A 12,877-nucleotide genomic window follows, 5' to 3' on the forward strand; every position below is an offset into this window, starting at 1 on the left:
GGTTTAGATGCCGCGCAGTCTCAAGAAGGGGCCCTTCGTCGACGGACACCTCATCAAGAAGGTGGATGTCCAGAACGAAGCAGGCACCAAGAACGTCATCAAGACCTGGTCCCGTCGCTCGATGATCGTCCCGGCCATGCTGGGTCACACGATCGCGGTGCACAACGGCAAGATTCACGTCCCGGTGTTCGTCACCGAGTCGATGGTCGGCCACAAGCTCGGCGAGTTCTCGCCGACTCGCACCTTCCGCGGCCACGTCAAGGACGACCGGAAGTCGAAGCGCCGCTAAAGCGGGGTGACTGACTATGACTTACACCGAAGGGACAACCATGGAAGCCAGGGCCCAGGCGCGGTACATCCGCGTCACGCCCATGAAGGCCCGCCGAGTGGTGGACCTCATCCGTGGCATGGATGCCACGGAGGCTCAGGCGGTCCTGCGTTTCGCCCCGCAGGCCGCGAGCGTGCCGGTTGGCAAGGTGCTTGACAGCGCCATCGCCAACGCTGCACACAACTACGACCACACCGACGCCTCTTCGCTGGTCATCAGCGAGGCGTACGTGGACGAGGGCCCGACCCTGAAGCGGTTCCGTCCGCGTGCTCAGGGCCGTGCCTACCGGATCCGTAAGCGGACCAGCCACATCACCGTGGTCGTCAGCAGCAAGGAAGGAACCCGGTAATGGGCCAGAAGGTTAACCCGCATGGGTTCCGGCTCGGCATCACCACGGACTTCAAGTCCCGCTGGTACGCCGACAAGCTGTACAAGGACTACGTCAAGGAAGACGTCGCCATTCGTCGCATGATGACGAAGGGCATGGAGCGAGCCGGTATCTCGAAGGTTGAGATCGAGCGCACCCGCGACCGCGTCCGCGTTGACATCCACACCGCCCGCCCGGGCATCGTCATCGGTCGCCGTGGCGCCGAGGCCGACCGCATCCGTGGCGAGCTGGAGAAGCTGACCGGCAAGCAGGTTCAGCTGAACATCCTCGAGGTCAAGAACCCCGAGGTGGACGCTCAGCTGGTGGCCCAGGCCGTCGCCGAGCAGCTGTCCTCCCGCGTCTCCTTCCGTCGCGCCATGCGTAAGAGCATGCAGGGCACGATGAAGGCCGGCGCCAAGGGCATCAAGATCCAGTGTGGCGGCCGTCTCGGCGGCGCCGAGATGTCCCGCTCGGAGTTCTACCGCGAGGGCCGTGTGCCCCTGCACACGCTCCGTGCGAACGTCGACTACGGCTTCTTCGAGGCCAAGACGACCTTCGGCCGTATCGGTGTGAAGGTCTGGATCTACAAGGGCGACGTCAAGAACATCGCCGAGGTCCGCGCCGAGAACGCTGCGGCCCGTGCGGGTAACCGCCCGGCCCGTGGTGGCGCCGGCGACCGTCCGGCCGGTGGCCGTGGCGGTCGTGGTGGCGAGCGGGGCGGTCGCGGCCGCAAGCCGCAGCAGTCCGCGCCGGCAGCCGAGGCCCCCAAGGCCGAGGCTCCCGCCGCCGCCGCTGCTCCGGCTGCTGAGAGCACCGGAACGGAGGCCTGACCGAAATGCTGATCCCCCGTAGGGTCAAGCACCGCAAGCAGCACCACCCGAAGCGCAGCGGTATGTCCAAGGGTGGTACGCAGGTTGCGTTCGGCGAGTACGGCATTCAGGCCCTCACTCCGGCGTACGTGACCAACCGCCAGATCGAGGCGGCTCGTATCGCGATGACCCGCCACATCAAGCGTGGCGGCAAGGTCTGGATCAACATCTACCCGGACCGCCCGCTGACGAAGAAGCCTGCCGAGACCCGCATGGGTTCCGGTAAGGGCTCCCCCGAGTGGTGGATCGCGAACGTCAAGCCCGGTCGGGTGATGTTCGAGCTGTCCTACCCGAACGAGAAGATTGCGCGTGAGGCGCTTACCCGCGCTGCTCACAAGCTTCCGATGAAGTGCCGGATCGTGCGGCGCGAGGCAGGTGAGTCGTGATGGCGGCCGTTACTAAGGCGTCCGAGCTGCGCGAACTGGGCGACGAGGAGCTTGTTGCCAAGCTCCGCGAGGCCAAGGAAGAGCTGTTCAACCTCCGCTTTCAGGCGGCGACCGGTCAGCTCGAGAACCACGGCCGGCTGAAGGCCGTCCGCAAGGACATCGCGCGGATCTACACCCTGATGCGTGAGCGCGAGCTGGGCATCGAGACGGTGGAGAGCGCCTGATGAGCGAGAGCAACGTGACCGAGAACAAGACCGACCGCGGATTCCGCAAGACCCGTGAGGGTCTGGTCGTCAGCGACAAGATGGACAAGACCGTCGTCGTCGCTGTCGAGGACCGCGTCAAGCACGCGCTGTACGGCAAGGTCATCCGCCGTACCAACAAGCTCAAGGCGCACGACGAGCAGAACGCTGCCGGCGTCGGCGACCGCGTCCTCATCATGGAGACGCGTCCGCTGTCGGCGACCAAGCGCTGGCGCATCGTCGAGATCCTCGAGAAGGCCAAGTAATTACTTGAAGGGGTAACCCTTCAAGTCAGTTCCGCCAGGCTCGGCGGGGGCTGTGCTGTGACATTCAGAAGCAGCCGGCCCCCGCCGGGAACCGGCAGACGATCAGGAGATAGACGTGATCCAGCAGGAGTCGCGACTGCGTGTCGCCGACAACACTGGTGCCAAGGAAATCCTTTGCATCCGTGTTCTCGGTGGTTCCGGTCGCCGCTACGCGGGCATCGGTGACGTCATCGTCGCCACCGTCAAGGACGCGATCCCCGGTGGCAACGTGAAGAAGGGTGACGTCATCAAGGCCGTCATCGTTCGCACCGTCAAGGAGCGTCGCCGTCAGGACGGCTCGTACATCCGCTTCGACGAGAACGCCGCCGTCATTCTGAAGAACGACGGCGACCCTCGCGGCACCCGTATCTTCGGCCCGGTGGGCCGTGAGCTGCGCGAGAAGAAGTTCATGAAGATCATCTCGCTCGCGCCGGAGGTGCTGTAAGCATGAAGATCAAGAAGGGCGACCTGGTTCAGGTCATCACCGGTAAGGACAAGGGCAAGCAGGGCAAGGTCATCGTGGCCTACCCCACTGAGAACCGTGTCCTCGTCGAGGGTGTCAACCGGGTCAAGAAGCACACCAAGGCCGGTCAGACCGCTCGCGGTTCGCAGACCGGTGGCATTGTGACGACCGAGGCCCCGATTCACGTGAGCAACGTTCAGCTCGTCGTGGAGAAGGACGGCAACAAGGTCGTCACGCGCGTCGGTTACCGCTTCGACGACGAGGGCAACAAGATCCGCGTTGCCAAGCGGACGGGTGAGGACATCTGATGGCTACCACCACCACTCCGCGTCTCAAGACGAAGTACCGCGAGGAGATCGCGGGCAAGCTGCGTGAGGAGTTCTCGTACGAGAACGTCATGCAGATCCCCGGTCTCGTCAAGATCGTGGTCAACATGGGTGTGGGCGACGCCGCCCGCGACTCCAAGCTGATCGATGGCGCCATCCGCGACCTCACCACGATCACTGGCCAGAAGCCGGCCGTGACCAAGGCCCGGAAGTCCATCGCGCAGTTCAAGCTGCGTGAGGGTCAGCCGATCGGCTGCCACGTCACCCTCCGTGGTGACCGCATGTGGGAGTTCCTGGACCGTACGCTGTCGCTCGCGCTGCCGCGTATCCGTGACTTCCGTGGTCTGTCGCCGAAGCAGTTCGACGGCCGTGGCAACTACACCTTCGGTCTCACGGAGCAGGTCATGTTCCACGAGATCGACCAGGACAAGATCGACCGGGTCCGGGGCATGGACATCACCGTGGTCACCACGGCGACCAACGACGACGAGGGTCGTGCCCTGCTTCGTCACCTCGGCTTCCCGTTCAAGGAGAACTGACCGTGGCGAAGAAGGCTCTGATCGCTAAGGCCGCCCGCAAGCCGAAGTTCGGTGTGCGCGCGTACACCCGCTGCCAGCGCTGCGGCCGGCCCCACTCCGTCTACCGCAAGTTCGGCCTGTGCCGCGTGTGCCTTCGTGAGATGGCTCACCGTGGCGAGCTGCCGGGCGTGACCAAGAGCTCCTGGTAATTCCCTACTTGGGAATTACTGGAGGCTCTCGGTAAGTATCTGGTCGGCGGGAGCCCTCCCTCACATGCCGTAGGCTTGTGGGGTTGGGCGCCTGCCGCCCTGACCGACTTACTACGCCGTAGGTCCCCGCACCGCACCCGTCCCGCCTATGAGTGGGGAGAGGGATGGCGCATACAGGAAACCCCGGCGAGAGAGGCCGAAGGCCAATTCATGACCATGACTGATCCCATCGCAGACATGCTCACGCGTCTGCGTAACGCGAACTCGGCGTACCACGACTCCGTCGTGATGCCGCACAGCAAGATCAAGTCGCACATCGCGGAGATCCTCCAGCAGGAGGGCTTCATCACCGGCTGGAAGGTCGAGGACGCCGAGGTCGGCAAGAACCTCGTCCTGGAGCTGAAGTTCGGCCCGAACCGCGAGCGTTCGATCGCCGGCATCAAGCGCATCTCCAAGCCGGGTCTGCGCGTGTACGCGAAGTCCACCAACCTGCCGAAGGTTCTTGGCGGCCTGGGCGTGGCGATCATCTCCACGTCCCACGGTCTCCTGACCGGCCAGCAGGCAGGCAAGAAGGGCGTAGGTGGGGAAGTCCTCGCCTACGTCTGGTAGTAGGGAACGGAGGAAAAGCTAATGTCGCGAATCGGCAAGCTCCCCATCCAGGTTCCCGCCGGTGTGGACGTCACCATCGATGGCCGTACGGTCGCCGTGAAGGGCCCCAAGGGTTCCCTCTCCCACACCGTTGCCGCGCCGATCGAGATCGTTAAGGGCGAGGAGGGCGTTCTCAACGTCACCCGTCCGAACGACGAGCGTCAGAACAAGGCCCTGCACGGCCTGTCCCGCACGCTGGTGGCGAACATGATCACCGGCGTGACCCAGGGTTACGTCAAGGCGCTCGAGATCAGCGGTGTCGGTTACCGCGTCGCCGCGAAGGGCTCCAACCTGGAGTTCCAGCTCGGCTACAGCCACTCGATCCTGGTGGAGGCGCCCGAGGGCATCTCCTTCAAGGTCGAGTCGCCGACCAAGTTCTCGGTCGAGGGCATCGACAAGCAGAAGGTCGGCGAGGTCGCCGCGAACATCCGCAAGCTGCGTAAGCCCGACCCGTACAAGGCCAAGGGCGTCAAGTACGCGGGCGAGGTCATCCGCCGCAAGGTCGGAAAGGCGGGTAAGTAAGCCATGGCATACGGTGTAAAGATTGCCAAGGGCGACGCGTACAAGCGCGCTGCCATCAAGCGCCGCCACATCCGCGTCCGCAAGCATGTCTCCGGTACGCCGGAGCGTCCGCGCCTGGTCGTGACGCGCTCCAACCGCAACATCGTTGCGCAGGTCATCGACGACATCGCGGGCCGCACGCTCGCGTCGGCGTCGACCCTGGACACCTCGATCCGTGGTGGCGAGGGCGACAAGAGCGCCCAGGCCCAGCAGGTCGGCGCGCTTGTCGCCGAGCGTGCGAAGGCTGCCGGTGTCGAGGCCGTCGTGTTCGACCGCGGTGGCAACAGGTACGCCGGGCGCATTGCCGCTCTGGCTGACGCCGCCCGCGAAGCCGGGCTGAAGTTCTAAGCCCCGGTTCCGGGACTAACGGACGTAACAGAGAGAGGTAAATCCAATGGCTGGACCCCAGCGCCGCGGAAGCGGTGCCGGTGGCGGCGAGCGGCGGGACCGGAAGGGTCGCGACGGTGGCCCTGCCGCCGAGAAGACCGCGTACGTTGAGCGCGTTGTCGCGATCAACCGCGTCGCCAAGGTTGTCAAGGGTGGTCGCCGCTTCAGCTTCACCGCGCTGGTCGTGGTGGGCGACGGTGACGGCACCGTAGGTGTCGGATACGGCAAGGCCAAGGAAGTTCCCGCGGCCATCGCCAAGGGCGTGGAAGAGGCCAAGAAGAACTTCTTCAAGGTCCCGCGTATCCAGGGCACGATCCCTCACCCGATCACGGGCGAGAAGGCTGCGGGCGTCGTCCTGCTCAAGCCGGCTTCCCCCGGTACCGGCGTTATCGCCGGTGGCCCGGTGCGCGCCGTGCTCGAGTGCGCCGGCGTTCACGACATCCTGTCGAAGTCGCTCGGCTCGTCCAATGCGATCAACATCGTGCACGCGACCGTGGCGGCCCTCAAGGGCCTGCAGCGTCCCGAGGAGATCGCGGCTCGCCGTGGTCTGCCCCTCGAGGACGTCGCCCCCGCGGCTCTGCTTCGTGCACGTGCGGGAGCGGGTGCGTAATGGCTCGCCTCAAGATCACGCAGACGAAGTCGTACATCGGCAGCAAGCAGAACCACCGCGACACCCTGCGTTCGCTCGGGCTCAAGCGCCTGAACGACGTGGTTGTCAAGGAGGATCGTCCCGAGTTCCGCGGCATGGTGCACACCGTCCGCCACCTCGTGACGGTTGAGGAGGTCGACTGACATGGCGGAGCAGAACCCGCTGAAGGTCCACAACCTCCGTCCTGCCCCGGGCGCCAAGACCGCCAAGACCCGTGTGGGTCGTGGTGAGGCGTCCAAGGGTAAGACCGCAGGTCGTGGTACCAAGGGCACCAAGGCCCGTTACCAGGTTCCGGAGCGCTTCGAGGGTGGGCAGATGCCCCTCCACATGCGTCTCCCGAAGCTCAAGGGCTTCAAGAACCCGTTCCGCACCGAGTACCAGGTTGTGAACCTGGACAAGCTCGGCGCTCTCTACCCCGAGGGTGGAGAGGTCACGGTGGCCGATCTGGTCGCCAAGGGCGCGGTGCGCAAGAACAGCCTCGTCAAGGTCCTGGGCCAGGGCGAGATCTCCGTGGCGCTGCAGGTGACGGTTGACGCCGTCTCCGGCTCCGCCAAGGAGAAGATTGCCGCTGCCGGCGGCACCGTCACCGAGCTCGTCTGAGACGAGTTCAGTGGCTGAAAGCTGAAAACCGACCGGGGATGCCTCCCAAAAGGGGCATCCCCGGTTGGTCGTTCCTAGGGGGGCACTGTCGCCGGTAAGGTGGCGTGCACTGTTGCTGTAAACAAAGGGGGTTCTGCCCCCGAGCCGCTCGGTCTGTCCGATTAAGATCGTGCGGGTTTGCTGATACGTATCCGTCGATCCTCAATACCGTCACCTCTGACGCAGTAGCGCGGGGGTCGCAGGAGGCACCGTGCTCACCGCGTTCGCCCGGGCGTTCAAGACGCCCGACCTGCGCAAGAAGCTGCTCTTCACACTCGCCATCATCGTGCTGTACCGGCTCGGGTCACATATCCCGGTCCCGGGCGTGAATTACCAGAACGTACAGATCTGTGTGGATGCGGCCCAGAAGGGCAACAACAGCCTGTTCGGCCTGGTGAACATGTTCAGTGGCGGGGCGCTGCTGCAGATCACCATCTTCGCGCTCGGCATCATGCCGTACATCACGGCGAGCATCATTCTGCAACTGCTGACCGTGGTCATTCCGCGGCTCGAGGCCCTCAAGAAGGAGGGTTCGGCCGGCACGGCGAAGATCACGCAGTACACGCGATACCTCACGGTGGCGCTCGCCGTACTGCAGGGCACCGGCCTGGTGGCCACCGCCCGCAGTGGTGCACTCTTCGGCGGCTGCCAGGTGGCCGACCAGATCGTTCCCAACCGCTCGATCTTCACCACCATCGTCATGGTGGTGACCATGACCGCGGGCACCGCGGCCGTCATGTGGCTCGGTGAGCTCATCACCGACCGCGGCATCGGCAACGGAATGTCGATCCTGATGTTCATCTCGATCGCCGCCGGCTTCCCGGGCGCCCTGTGGGCCATCAAGCAGACCGGCAAGCTCGCCAAGGGCTGGATCGAGTTCGGCACGGTCATCCTGATCGGCTTCGTGATGGTCGCCCTGGTCGTCTTCGTCGAGCAGGCTCAGCGCCGTATCCCGGTGCAGTACGCGAAGCGCATGATCGGGCGGCGGTCGTACGGCGGTACGTCCACATACATCCCGCTCAAGGTCAACCAGGCGGGTGTGATTCCCGTCATCTTCGCGTCGTCGCTGCTCTACATCCCGGCGCTGGTCGCACAGTTCAGCAGTGGCACCTCGGGCTGGAAGACATGGATCGAACAGCACTTCGTGAAGGGTGACCACCCGTACTACATCGCCACGTACTTCCTGTTGATCGTGTTCTTCGCCTTCTTCTATGTGGCGATTTCGTTCAACCCCGAGGAAGTCGCGGACAACATGAAGAAGTATGGTGGCTTCATCCCGGGCATCCGGGCTGGTCGTCCTACTGCCGAGTATCTGAGCTACGTGCTCAACCGAATCACTTGGCCGGGCTCGCTGTACCTGGGTCTGATTGCTCTTGTCCCGACGATGGCGTTGGCAGGCTTCGGAGGCGCGAACCAGAACTTCCCGTTCGGCGGGACGAGCATCCTCATCATCGTGGGTGTGGGTCTGGAGACCGTGAAGCAGATCGAGAGCCAGCTCCAGCAGCGTAATTACGAAGGGTTCCTCCGCTGATGCGAATCGTCCTCGTCGGACCGCCCGGTGCCGGCAAGGGAACGCAGGCTGCGTTCCTTGCCAAGAACCTGTCGATCCCGCACATCTCCACGGGCGACCTCTTCCGCGCCAACATCAGTCAGGGCACGGAGCTCGGGAAGCAGGCCAAGGCGTACATGGACGCCGGCAAGCTGGTACCCGACGAGGTCACCATCGGGATGGCCAAGGACCGCCTGCAGCAGCCGGACGCCGAGAACGGCTTCCTGCTCGACGGCTTCCCGCGCAATGTCGGGCAGGCCGAGGCGCTCGACGACTTCCTCAAGAGCGCGGGCCTGAAGCTGGACGCCGTTCTCGACCTGGAGGTCCCCGAGGACGAGGTCGTGAAGCGGATCGCCGGCCGTCGTGTCTGCCGCAACAACAGCGCGCACGTCTACCACGTGTCGTACTCCCCGCCGAAGGCCGAGGGTGTCTGCGACGAGTGCGGCGGCGAGCTGTACCAGCGCGACGACGACTCCGAGGAGACCGTGCGCACGCGGCTCGAGGTCTACCACACGCAGACCGAGCCGATCATCGACTACTACAGGGCCCAGGGCCTGGTGGTCACCATCTCCGCGCTCGGCAAGGTCACCGATGTGACGGCCCTGGCGATGGAAGCACTGCAGGTGGACCGGGCCGCGCAGGCCTGAGCAAGTCCCCACAAGTACGGCCGCGGTGTCCTCAGGGCGCCGCGGCCGTATTGTTGAATAGCCCTTTTACCGAGTCGACCCAGAAAGGCGCCTGCCGCAATGGTGCAGATCAAGACCCCCGAGCAGATCGCGAAGATGCGTGAGGCGGGGCTGGTCGTCGCCGCCATCCACGCGGCCACCCGTGAGGCAGCGGTGCCGGGCGCCACCACCAAGGATCTGGACGAGGTCGCCCGCAAGGTGATCGCCGACCACGGTGCGAAGTCGAACTTTCTGGGGTATGGCGGGTTCCCCGCGACGATCTGCACCTCGGTCAACGAGGTTGTCGTCCACGGCATCCCGGACGAGAAGACCGTCCTCAAGGACGGCGACATCATCTCCATCGACGCCGGCGCGATCATCGACGGCTGGCACGGTGACGCCGCGTACACCGCCTTCGTCGGCACCGGCCATGCGCCGGAGCTGATCGAGCTCTCCCGGGTCACCGAGGAGTCGATGTGGGCCGGCATCGCCGCGATGAAGAACGGCAACCGGCTGATCGACGTCTCCCGCGCCATCGAGACGTACATCCGCCGTCAGCCGCGTCCCGCGACCGGCAAGTACGGGATCATCGAGGAGTACGGCGGCCACGGCATCGGCACCGAGATGCACATGGATCCGCATCTGCTGAACTACGTCTCGAAGAAGCGCGGCCGCGGCCCGAAGCTGGTCCCCGGCTTCTGCCTGGCGATCGAGCCGATGGTCTCGCTCGGCACCCCGCACACCGAGGTCCTGCAGGACGACTGGACCGTCATCACGACGGACGGCACCTGGTCCTCGCACTGGGAGCACTCGATCGCGCTGACCGAGGAGGGCCCGCTGGTGCTGACGGCGCCGGATTGCGGCCGGGCGAAGCTGGCGGAGCTGGGAATCACGGCCGCACCCGACCCTCTTGCCTCGGCTTAAGGATCTCCGTGGGTGGGCAAGCTTGCCGGATTCGTCTTTTCGAGTGGCCTGTCGTAGACTGATGCGTCGGCTCTCGTGTATCCGTGTGTCTGCATACGGTAGCGCGAGTCGATCAAGGTAGCCGATTCGAAAGGCGAAGCGTGGCCAAGAAGCAAGGTGCCATCGAAATTGAGGGCACCGTGATCGAGTCCCTCCCGAACGCCATGTTCAAGGTGGAACTCCAGAACGGTCACAAGGTCCTCGCGCACATCTCCGGCAAGATGCGGATGCACTACATCCGTATCCTCCCGGACGACCGGGTTGTCGTGGAGCTGTCTCCGTACGACCTGACGCGTGGCCGGATCGTCTACCGATACAAGTAGATCTTGCCCGCACCCCGCTTCGGCGTGGGTGGGTGGCACTGACCCGGAGAACCTCACCCCATGAAGGTCAAGCCGAGCGTCAAGAAGATCTGCGACAAGTGCAAGGTGATCCGCCGTCACGGCCGGGTCATGGTCATCTGCGACAACCTGCGCCACAAGCAGCGCCAGGGCTGAAGCACGACCTGCACCTCGCAGTTCTTCGCGCGACGCACGTAAAACGTACATACGCAGAGCCCGCCTGGCCCTAGGGCTGGCGACACCTCCGGCGGAGGCCGGGGACCTGGTCCGTACCACCCTCCTTTTTCGGGTCGGCGGCCACGGAACGGCTCTGCGGAAGACCTCCGAAATCAACAGGAGCCATGAATGGCACGCCTTTCCGGCGTTGACCTCCCGCGCGAAAAGCGCGTTGAGATCGCCCTCACCTACGTCTTCGGTATCGGGCGTACCCGGTCCAAGGAAGCCCTTGCGGCCACCGGTGTCGACCCCAACACCCGCGTTCGTGACCTGCCCGAAGAGGACCTGGTCAAGCTCCGCGAGTACGTGGACGCCAACCTCAAGACCGAGGGTGACCTCCGTCGCGAGGTCCAGGCCGACATTCGCCGCAAGATCGAGATCGGCTGCTACCAGGGTCTGCGGCACCGCCGTGGCCTGCCGGTCCACGGTCAGCGCACCAGCACGAACGCTCGTACCCGCAAGGGCCCGCGTCGCGCGATCGCCGGCAAGAAGAAGCCGGGCAAGAAGTAGTCCTCAGCCGGACGCACTGCGGTCTTCCAGGGGGCGACCCCCGGACCCCCGCAAATCAAGCGGTCTTCGCTGTAGGACCGACCACCTCCCGTAGGAGTTATAGATGCCCCCCAAGGGTCGTCAGGGCGCTGCCAAGAAGGTGCGCCGCAAGGAAAAGAAGAACGTCGCTCACGGGCACGCCCACATCAAGAGCACGTTCAACAACACCATCGTTTCGATCACCGACCCCTCGGGCAACGTGATCTCCTGGGCCTCCGCCGGCCACGTCGGCTTCAAGGGCTCGCGCAAGTCCACCCCCTTCGCCGCGCAGATGGCCGCCGAGTCGGCCGCCCGCCGCGCGCAGGAGCACGGCATGCGCAAGGTTGACGTCTTCGTCAAGGGTCCCGGCTCCGGCCGCGAGACCGCGATCCGCTCCCTCCAGGCCACGGGCCTCGAGGTCGGTTCGATCCAGGACGTCACCCCCACCCCGCACAACGGCTGCCGCCCCCCGAAGCGCCGCCGCGTCTGACCCTGTCCCTGCCCCCTTCACCGGGGGGATAGGGATGGTTTGCGGGCGGTACGGCGCTTAAGTGCCGTACCGCCCGTACCCTTGTTTCTGTTGGCATCAAATAGTGGGTGCCAAGACTGGAGGCATTTCCCATGCTTATCGCTCAGCGTCCGTCGCTGACCGAAGAGGTCGTCGACGAGTACCGCTCCCGGTTCGTCATCGAGCCGCTGGAGCCGGGCTTCGGCTACACGCTCGGTAACTCCCTTCGCCGTACGCTCCTCTCCTCGATCCCCGGCGCTGCTGTCACCAGCATCCGGATCGACGGTGTCCTGCACGAGTTCACCACCGTGCCGGGCGTCAAGGAGGACGTCACCGACCTCATCCTGAACATCAAGCAGCTGGTCGTCTCCTCGGAGCACGACGAGCCGGTCGTGATGTACCTGCGCAAGCAGGGTCCCGGCCTGGTCACCGCTGCTGACATCGCCCCGCCGGCCGGTGTCGAGGTGCACAACCCCGACCTGGTGCTCGCCACGCTGAACGGCAAGGGCAAGCTGGAGATGGAGCTGACCGTCGAGCGCGGTCGCGGCTATGTCTCCGCCGTGCAGAACAAGCAGGTGGGCCAGGAGATCGGCCGTATTCCGGTCGACTCCATCTACTCGCCGGTGCTCAAGGTCACGTACAAGGTCGAGGCGACCCGTGTCGAGCAGCGCACCGACTTCGACAAGCTGATCGTCGACGTCGAGACCAAGCAGGCCATGCGTCCGCGTGACGCCATGGCTTCGGCCGGTAAGACCCTGGTCGAGCTGTTCGGTCTGGCGCGCGAGCTCAACATCGACGCCGAGGGCATCGACATGGGTCCGTCCCCGACGGACGCCGCGCTCGCCGCCGATCTGGCGCTGCCGATCGAGGAGCTCGAGCTCACCGTTCGCTCGTACAACTGCCTCAAGCGCGAGGGCATCCACTCCGTGGGTGAGCTCGTGGCGCGTTCCGAGGCGGACCTGCTCGACATCCGCAACTTCGGTGCGAAGTCGATCGACGAGGTCAAGGCGAAGCTGGCCGGCATGGGCCTGGCGCTCAAGGACAGCCCGCCCGGATTCGACCCGACCGCTGCCGCCGACGCCTTTGGCGCCGACGACGACGCGGACGCGGGCTTCGTGGAGACCGAGCAGTACTGATCTACCTCCGGCGGGGGTGCCCGGGATTTTCCGGGTGCCCGCGCCGGGCTGAGGACTTGTCCTCACACGCCGGA

General features: G+C 65.1%; 24 protein-coding genes. All 24 read left to right on the forward strand.

Features of this window, described 5'->3' with window-relative positions; genetic code table 11:
* Nucleotides 1–7 precede the first annotated feature (7 nt).
* The 24 genes from rpsS (at nucleotide 8) to ACFYXH_RS01250 (ending at nucleotide 12,803) form a co-directional block, all read left to right on the forward strand.
* A complete protein-coding gene (gene rpsS, locus ACFYXH_RS01135) occupies nucleotides 8–289 on the forward strand; it encodes a 30S ribosomal protein S19 (protein WP_003966956.1) in 282 nt (93 codons plus the stop codon).
* A gap of 40 nt (nucleotides 290–329) precedes the next feature.
* Nucleotides 330–677 (forward strand): 50S ribosomal protein L22, encoded by a 348-nt coding sequence (rplV, locus tag ACFYXH_RS01140; protein ID WP_004571827.1) that lies wholly within the window; start codon nucleotides 330–332, stop codon nucleotides 675–677.
* Nucleotides 677–1,525 carry a 30S ribosomal protein S3 gene (gene rpsC, locus ACFYXH_RS01145; protein WP_327325485.1) on the forward strand — a complete coding sequence of 283 codons (849 nt, stop codon included), beginning with the start codon at nucleotides 677–679 and terminating at the stop codon, nucleotides 1,523–1,525. The genes rplV and rpsC overlap by 1 nt, the downstream gene beginning before the upstream one ends.
* Nucleotides 1,526–1,530: 5 nt before the next feature.
* Entirely contained in the window at nucleotides 1,531–1,950 is a 420-nt protein-coding gene (gene rplP, locus ACFYXH_RS01150) for a 50S ribosomal protein L16 (RefSeq protein WP_014047785.1), read from the forward strand.
* Nucleotides 1,950–2,174 (forward strand): 50S ribosomal protein L29, encoded by a 225-nt coding sequence (gene rpmC / locus ACFYXH_RS01155; protein WP_040024284.1) that lies wholly within the window; start codon nucleotides 1,950–1,952, stop codon nucleotides 2,172–2,174. Before rplP ends, rpmC begins: the two co-directional genes overlap by 1 nt.
* On the forward strand, nucleotides 2,174–2,458 hold the full coding sequence (rpsQ, locus tag ACFYXH_RS01160) for a 30S ribosomal protein S17 (protein WP_326651947.1): 285 nt from the start codon (nucleotides 2,174–2,176) through the stop codon (nucleotides 2,456–2,458). Before rpmC ends, rpsQ begins: the two co-directional genes overlap by 1 nt.
* A 115-nt stretch (nucleotides 2,459–2,573) precedes the next feature.
* The gene (rplN, locus tag ACFYXH_RS01165; protein ID WP_023539336.1) at nucleotides 2,574–2,942 is read left to right on the forward strand and encodes a 50S ribosomal protein L14; all 369 of its coding nucleotides are present in this window, start codon (nucleotides 2,574–2,576) and stop codon (nucleotides 2,940–2,942) included.
* 2 nt (nucleotides 2,943–2,944) lie between these two features.
* On the forward strand, nucleotides 2,945–3,268 hold the full coding sequence (gene rplX, locus ACFYXH_RS01170) for a 50S ribosomal protein L24 (RefSeq protein ID WP_327325487.1): 324 nt from the start codon (nucleotides 2,945–2,947) through the stop codon (nucleotides 3,266–3,268).
* Complete coding sequence (rplE, locus tag ACFYXH_RS01175; protein WP_385309884.1) at nucleotides 3,268–3,825, forward strand: 50S ribosomal protein L5; 558 nt, start codon at nucleotides 3,268–3,270, stop codon at nucleotides 3,823–3,825. Before rplX ends, rplE begins: the two co-directional genes overlap by 1 nt.
* 2 nt (nucleotides 3,826–3,827) lie before the next feature.
* Complete coding sequence (locus tag ACFYXH_RS01180; RefSeq protein ID WP_003956452.1) at nucleotides 3,828–4,013, forward strand: type Z 30S ribosomal protein S14; 186 nt, start codon at nucleotides 3,828–3,830, stop codon at nucleotides 4,011–4,013.
* 210 nt (nucleotides 4,014–4,223) lie between these two features.
* Nucleotides 4,224–4,622, forward strand: coding sequence for a 30S ribosomal protein S8 (gene rpsH / locus ACFYXH_RS01185; RefSeq protein ID WP_003966947.1), 399 nt, complete (start codon nucleotides 4,224–4,226; stop codon nucleotides 4,620–4,622).
* 21 nt (nucleotides 4,623–4,643) lie between these two features.
* Nucleotides 4,644–5,183 carry a 50S ribosomal protein L6 gene (rplF, locus tag ACFYXH_RS01190; RefSeq protein ID WP_108151519.1) on the forward strand — a complete coding sequence of 180 codons (540 nt, stop codon included), beginning with the start codon at nucleotides 4,644–4,646 and terminating at the stop codon, nucleotides 5,181–5,183.
* A 3-nt stretch (nucleotides 5,184–5,186) separates the two neighbouring features.
* Nucleotides 5,187–5,570 (forward strand): 50S ribosomal protein L18, encoded by a 384-nt coding sequence (rplR, locus tag ACFYXH_RS01195; protein WP_389559555.1) that lies wholly within the window; start codon nucleotides 5,187–5,189, stop codon nucleotides 5,568–5,570.
* Nucleotides 5,571–5,616: 46 nt separating this feature from the next.
* Nucleotides 5,617–6,219: a 30S ribosomal protein S5 gene (gene rpsE / locus ACFYXH_RS01200; protein WP_385309881.1), complete on the forward strand. Its 603-nt coding sequence runs from the start codon at nucleotides 5,617–5,619 to the stop codon at nucleotides 6,217–6,219.
* Nucleotides 6,219–6,401 (forward strand): 50S ribosomal protein L30, encoded by a 183-nt coding sequence (gene rpmD, locus ACFYXH_RS01205; RefSeq protein ID WP_005313525.1) that lies wholly within the window; start codon nucleotides 6,219–6,221, stop codon nucleotides 6,399–6,401. Before rpsE ends, rpmD begins: the two co-directional genes overlap by 1 nt.
* A gap of 1 nt (nucleotide 6,402) precedes the next feature.
* Complete coding sequence (gene rplO / locus ACFYXH_RS01210; protein ID WP_114037182.1) at nucleotides 6,403–6,858, forward strand: 50S ribosomal protein L15; 456 nt, start codon at nucleotides 6,403–6,405, stop codon at nucleotides 6,856–6,858.
* Between the two features lie 250 nt (nucleotides 6,859–7,108).
* On the forward strand, nucleotides 7,109–8,428 hold the full coding sequence (secY, locus tag ACFYXH_RS01215; protein WP_389559557.1) for a preprotein translocase subunit SecY: 1,320 nt from the start codon (nucleotides 7,109–7,111) through the stop codon (nucleotides 8,426–8,428).
* Entirely contained in the window at nucleotides 8,428–9,093 is a 666-nt protein-coding gene (locus tag ACFYXH_RS01220; protein WP_362678339.1) for an adenylate kinase, read from the forward strand. Before secY ends, ACFYXH_RS01220 begins: the two co-directional genes overlap by 1 nt.
* 99 nt (nucleotides 9,094–9,192) lie before the next feature.
* On the forward strand, nucleotides 9,193–10,035 hold the full coding sequence (gene map, locus ACFYXH_RS01225; protein WP_327325492.1) for a type I methionyl aminopeptidase: 843 nt from the start codon (nucleotides 9,193–9,195) through the stop codon (nucleotides 10,033–10,035).
* A gap of 140 nt (nucleotides 10,036–10,175) precedes the next feature.
* Nucleotides 10,176–10,397, forward strand: coding sequence for a translation initiation factor IF-1 (gene infA, locus ACFYXH_RS01230; protein WP_003956442.1), 222 nt, complete (start codon nucleotides 10,176–10,178; stop codon nucleotides 10,395–10,397).
* 60 nt (nucleotides 10,398–10,457) lie between these two features.
* Nucleotides 10,458–10,571 carry a 50S ribosomal protein L36 gene (gene rpmJ / locus ACFYXH_RS01235; RefSeq protein WP_003956441.1) on the forward strand — a complete coding sequence of 38 codons (114 nt, stop codon included), beginning with the start codon at nucleotides 10,458–10,460 and terminating at the stop codon, nucleotides 10,569–10,571.
* Nucleotides 10,572–10,760: 189 nt separating this feature from the next.
* Complete coding sequence (gene rpsM / locus ACFYXH_RS01240) at nucleotides 10,761–11,141, forward strand: 30S ribosomal protein S13 (RefSeq protein ID WP_307661669.1); 381 nt, start codon at nucleotides 10,761–10,763, stop codon at nucleotides 11,139–11,141.
* 103 nt (nucleotides 11,142–11,244) lie between these two features.
* Nucleotides 11,245–11,649, forward strand: coding sequence for a 30S ribosomal protein S11 (gene rpsK, locus ACFYXH_RS01245; RefSeq protein ID WP_003956432.1), 405 nt, complete (start codon nucleotides 11,245–11,247; stop codon nucleotides 11,647–11,649).
* 131 nt (nucleotides 11,650–11,780) lie between these two features.
* The gene (locus tag ACFYXH_RS01250) at nucleotides 11,781–12,803 is read left to right on the forward strand and encodes a DNA-directed RNA polymerase subunit alpha (RefSeq protein WP_003956430.1); all 1,023 of its coding nucleotides are present in this window, start codon (nucleotides 11,781–11,783) and stop codon (nucleotides 12,801–12,803) included.
* The last annotated feature ends 74 nt before the right edge of the window (nucleotides 12,804–12,877 follow it).

Source organism: Streptomyces sp. NPDC002730, from assembly GCF_042888805.1.
Taxonomy (GTDB): domain Bacteria; phylum Actinomycetota; class Actinomycetes; order Streptomycetales; family Streptomycetaceae; genus Streptomyces.

Excerpts from the sequence above, each read along its gene's own strand:
- rplX (WP_327325487.1), top strand. The coding sequence starts at position 2,945 with ATGAAGATCAAGAAGGGCGACCTGGTTCAGGTCATCACCGGTAAGGAC.
- rplE (WP_385309884.1), top strand. The coding sequence starts at position 3,268 with ATGGCTACCACCACCACTCCGCGTCTCAAGACGAAGTACCGCGAGGAG.
- rpsC (WP_327325485.1), top strand. The coding sequence starts at position 677 with ATGGGCCAGAAGGTTAACCCGCATGGGTTCCGGCTCGGCATCACCACG.
- rpmJ (WP_003956441.1), top strand. The coding sequence starts at position 10,458 with ATGAAGGTCAAGCCGAGCGTCAAGAAGATCTGCGACAAGTGCAAGGTG.
- map (WP_327325492.1), top strand. The coding sequence starts at position 9,193 with ATGGTGCAGATCAAGACCCCCGAGCAGATCGCGAAGATGCGTGAGGCG.
- rplV (WP_004571827.1), top strand. The coding sequence starts at position 330 with ATGGAAGCCAGGGCCCAGGCGCGGTACATCCGCGTCACGCCCATGAAG.
- rpsQ (WP_326651947.1), top strand. The coding sequence starts at position 2,174 with ATGAGCGAGAGCAACGTGACCGAGAACAAGACCGACCGCGGATTCCGC.
- rpmC (WP_040024284.1), top strand. The coding sequence starts at position 1,950 with ATGGCGGCCGTTACTAAGGCGTCCGAGCTGCGCGAACTGGGCGACGAG.
- rpsK (WP_003956432.1), top strand. The coding sequence starts at position 11,245 with ATGCCCCCCAAGGGTCGTCAGGGCGCTGCCAAGAAGGTGCGCCGCAAG.
- rpsM (WP_307661669.1), top strand. The coding sequence starts at position 10,761 with ATGGCACGCCTTTCCGGCGTTGACCTCCCGCGCGAAAAGCGCGTTGAG.
- rplF (WP_108151519.1), top strand. The coding sequence starts at position 4,644 with ATGTCGCGAATCGGCAAGCTCCCCATCCAGGTTCCCGCCGGTGTGGAC.
- ACFYXH_RS01220 (WP_362678339.1), top strand. The coding sequence starts at position 8,428 with ATGCGAATCGTCCTCGTCGGACCGCCCGGTGCCGGCAAGGGAACGCAG.
- rpsE (WP_385309881.1), top strand. The coding sequence starts at position 5,617 with ATGGCTGGACCCCAGCGCCGCGGAAGCGGTGCCGGTGGCGGCGAGCGG.
- ACFYXH_RS01250 (WP_003956430.1), top strand. The coding sequence starts at position 11,781 with ATGCTTATCGCTCAGCGTCCGTCGCTGACCGAAGAGGTCGTCGACGAG.
- rpmD (WP_005313525.1), top strand. The coding sequence starts at position 6,219 with ATGGCTCGCCTCAAGATCACGCAGACGAAGTCGTACATCGGCAGCAAG.
- rpsH (WP_003966947.1), top strand. The coding sequence starts at position 4,224 with ATGACCATGACTGATCCCATCGCAGACATGCTCACGCGTCTGCGTAAC.
- rpsS (WP_003966956.1), top strand. The coding sequence starts at position 8 with ATGCCGCGCAGTCTCAAGAAGGGGCCCTTCGTCGACGGACACCTCATC.
- rplO (WP_114037182.1), top strand. The coding sequence starts at position 6,403 with ATGGCGGAGCAGAACCCGCTGAAGGTCCACAACCTCCGTCCTGCCCCG.
- rplP (WP_014047785.1), top strand. The coding sequence starts at position 1,531 with ATGCTGATCCCCCGTAGGGTCAAGCACCGCAAGCAGCACCACCCGAAG.
- rplR (WP_389559555.1), top strand. The coding sequence starts at position 5,187 with ATGGCATACGGTGTAAAGATTGCCAAGGGCGACGCGTACAAGCGCGCT.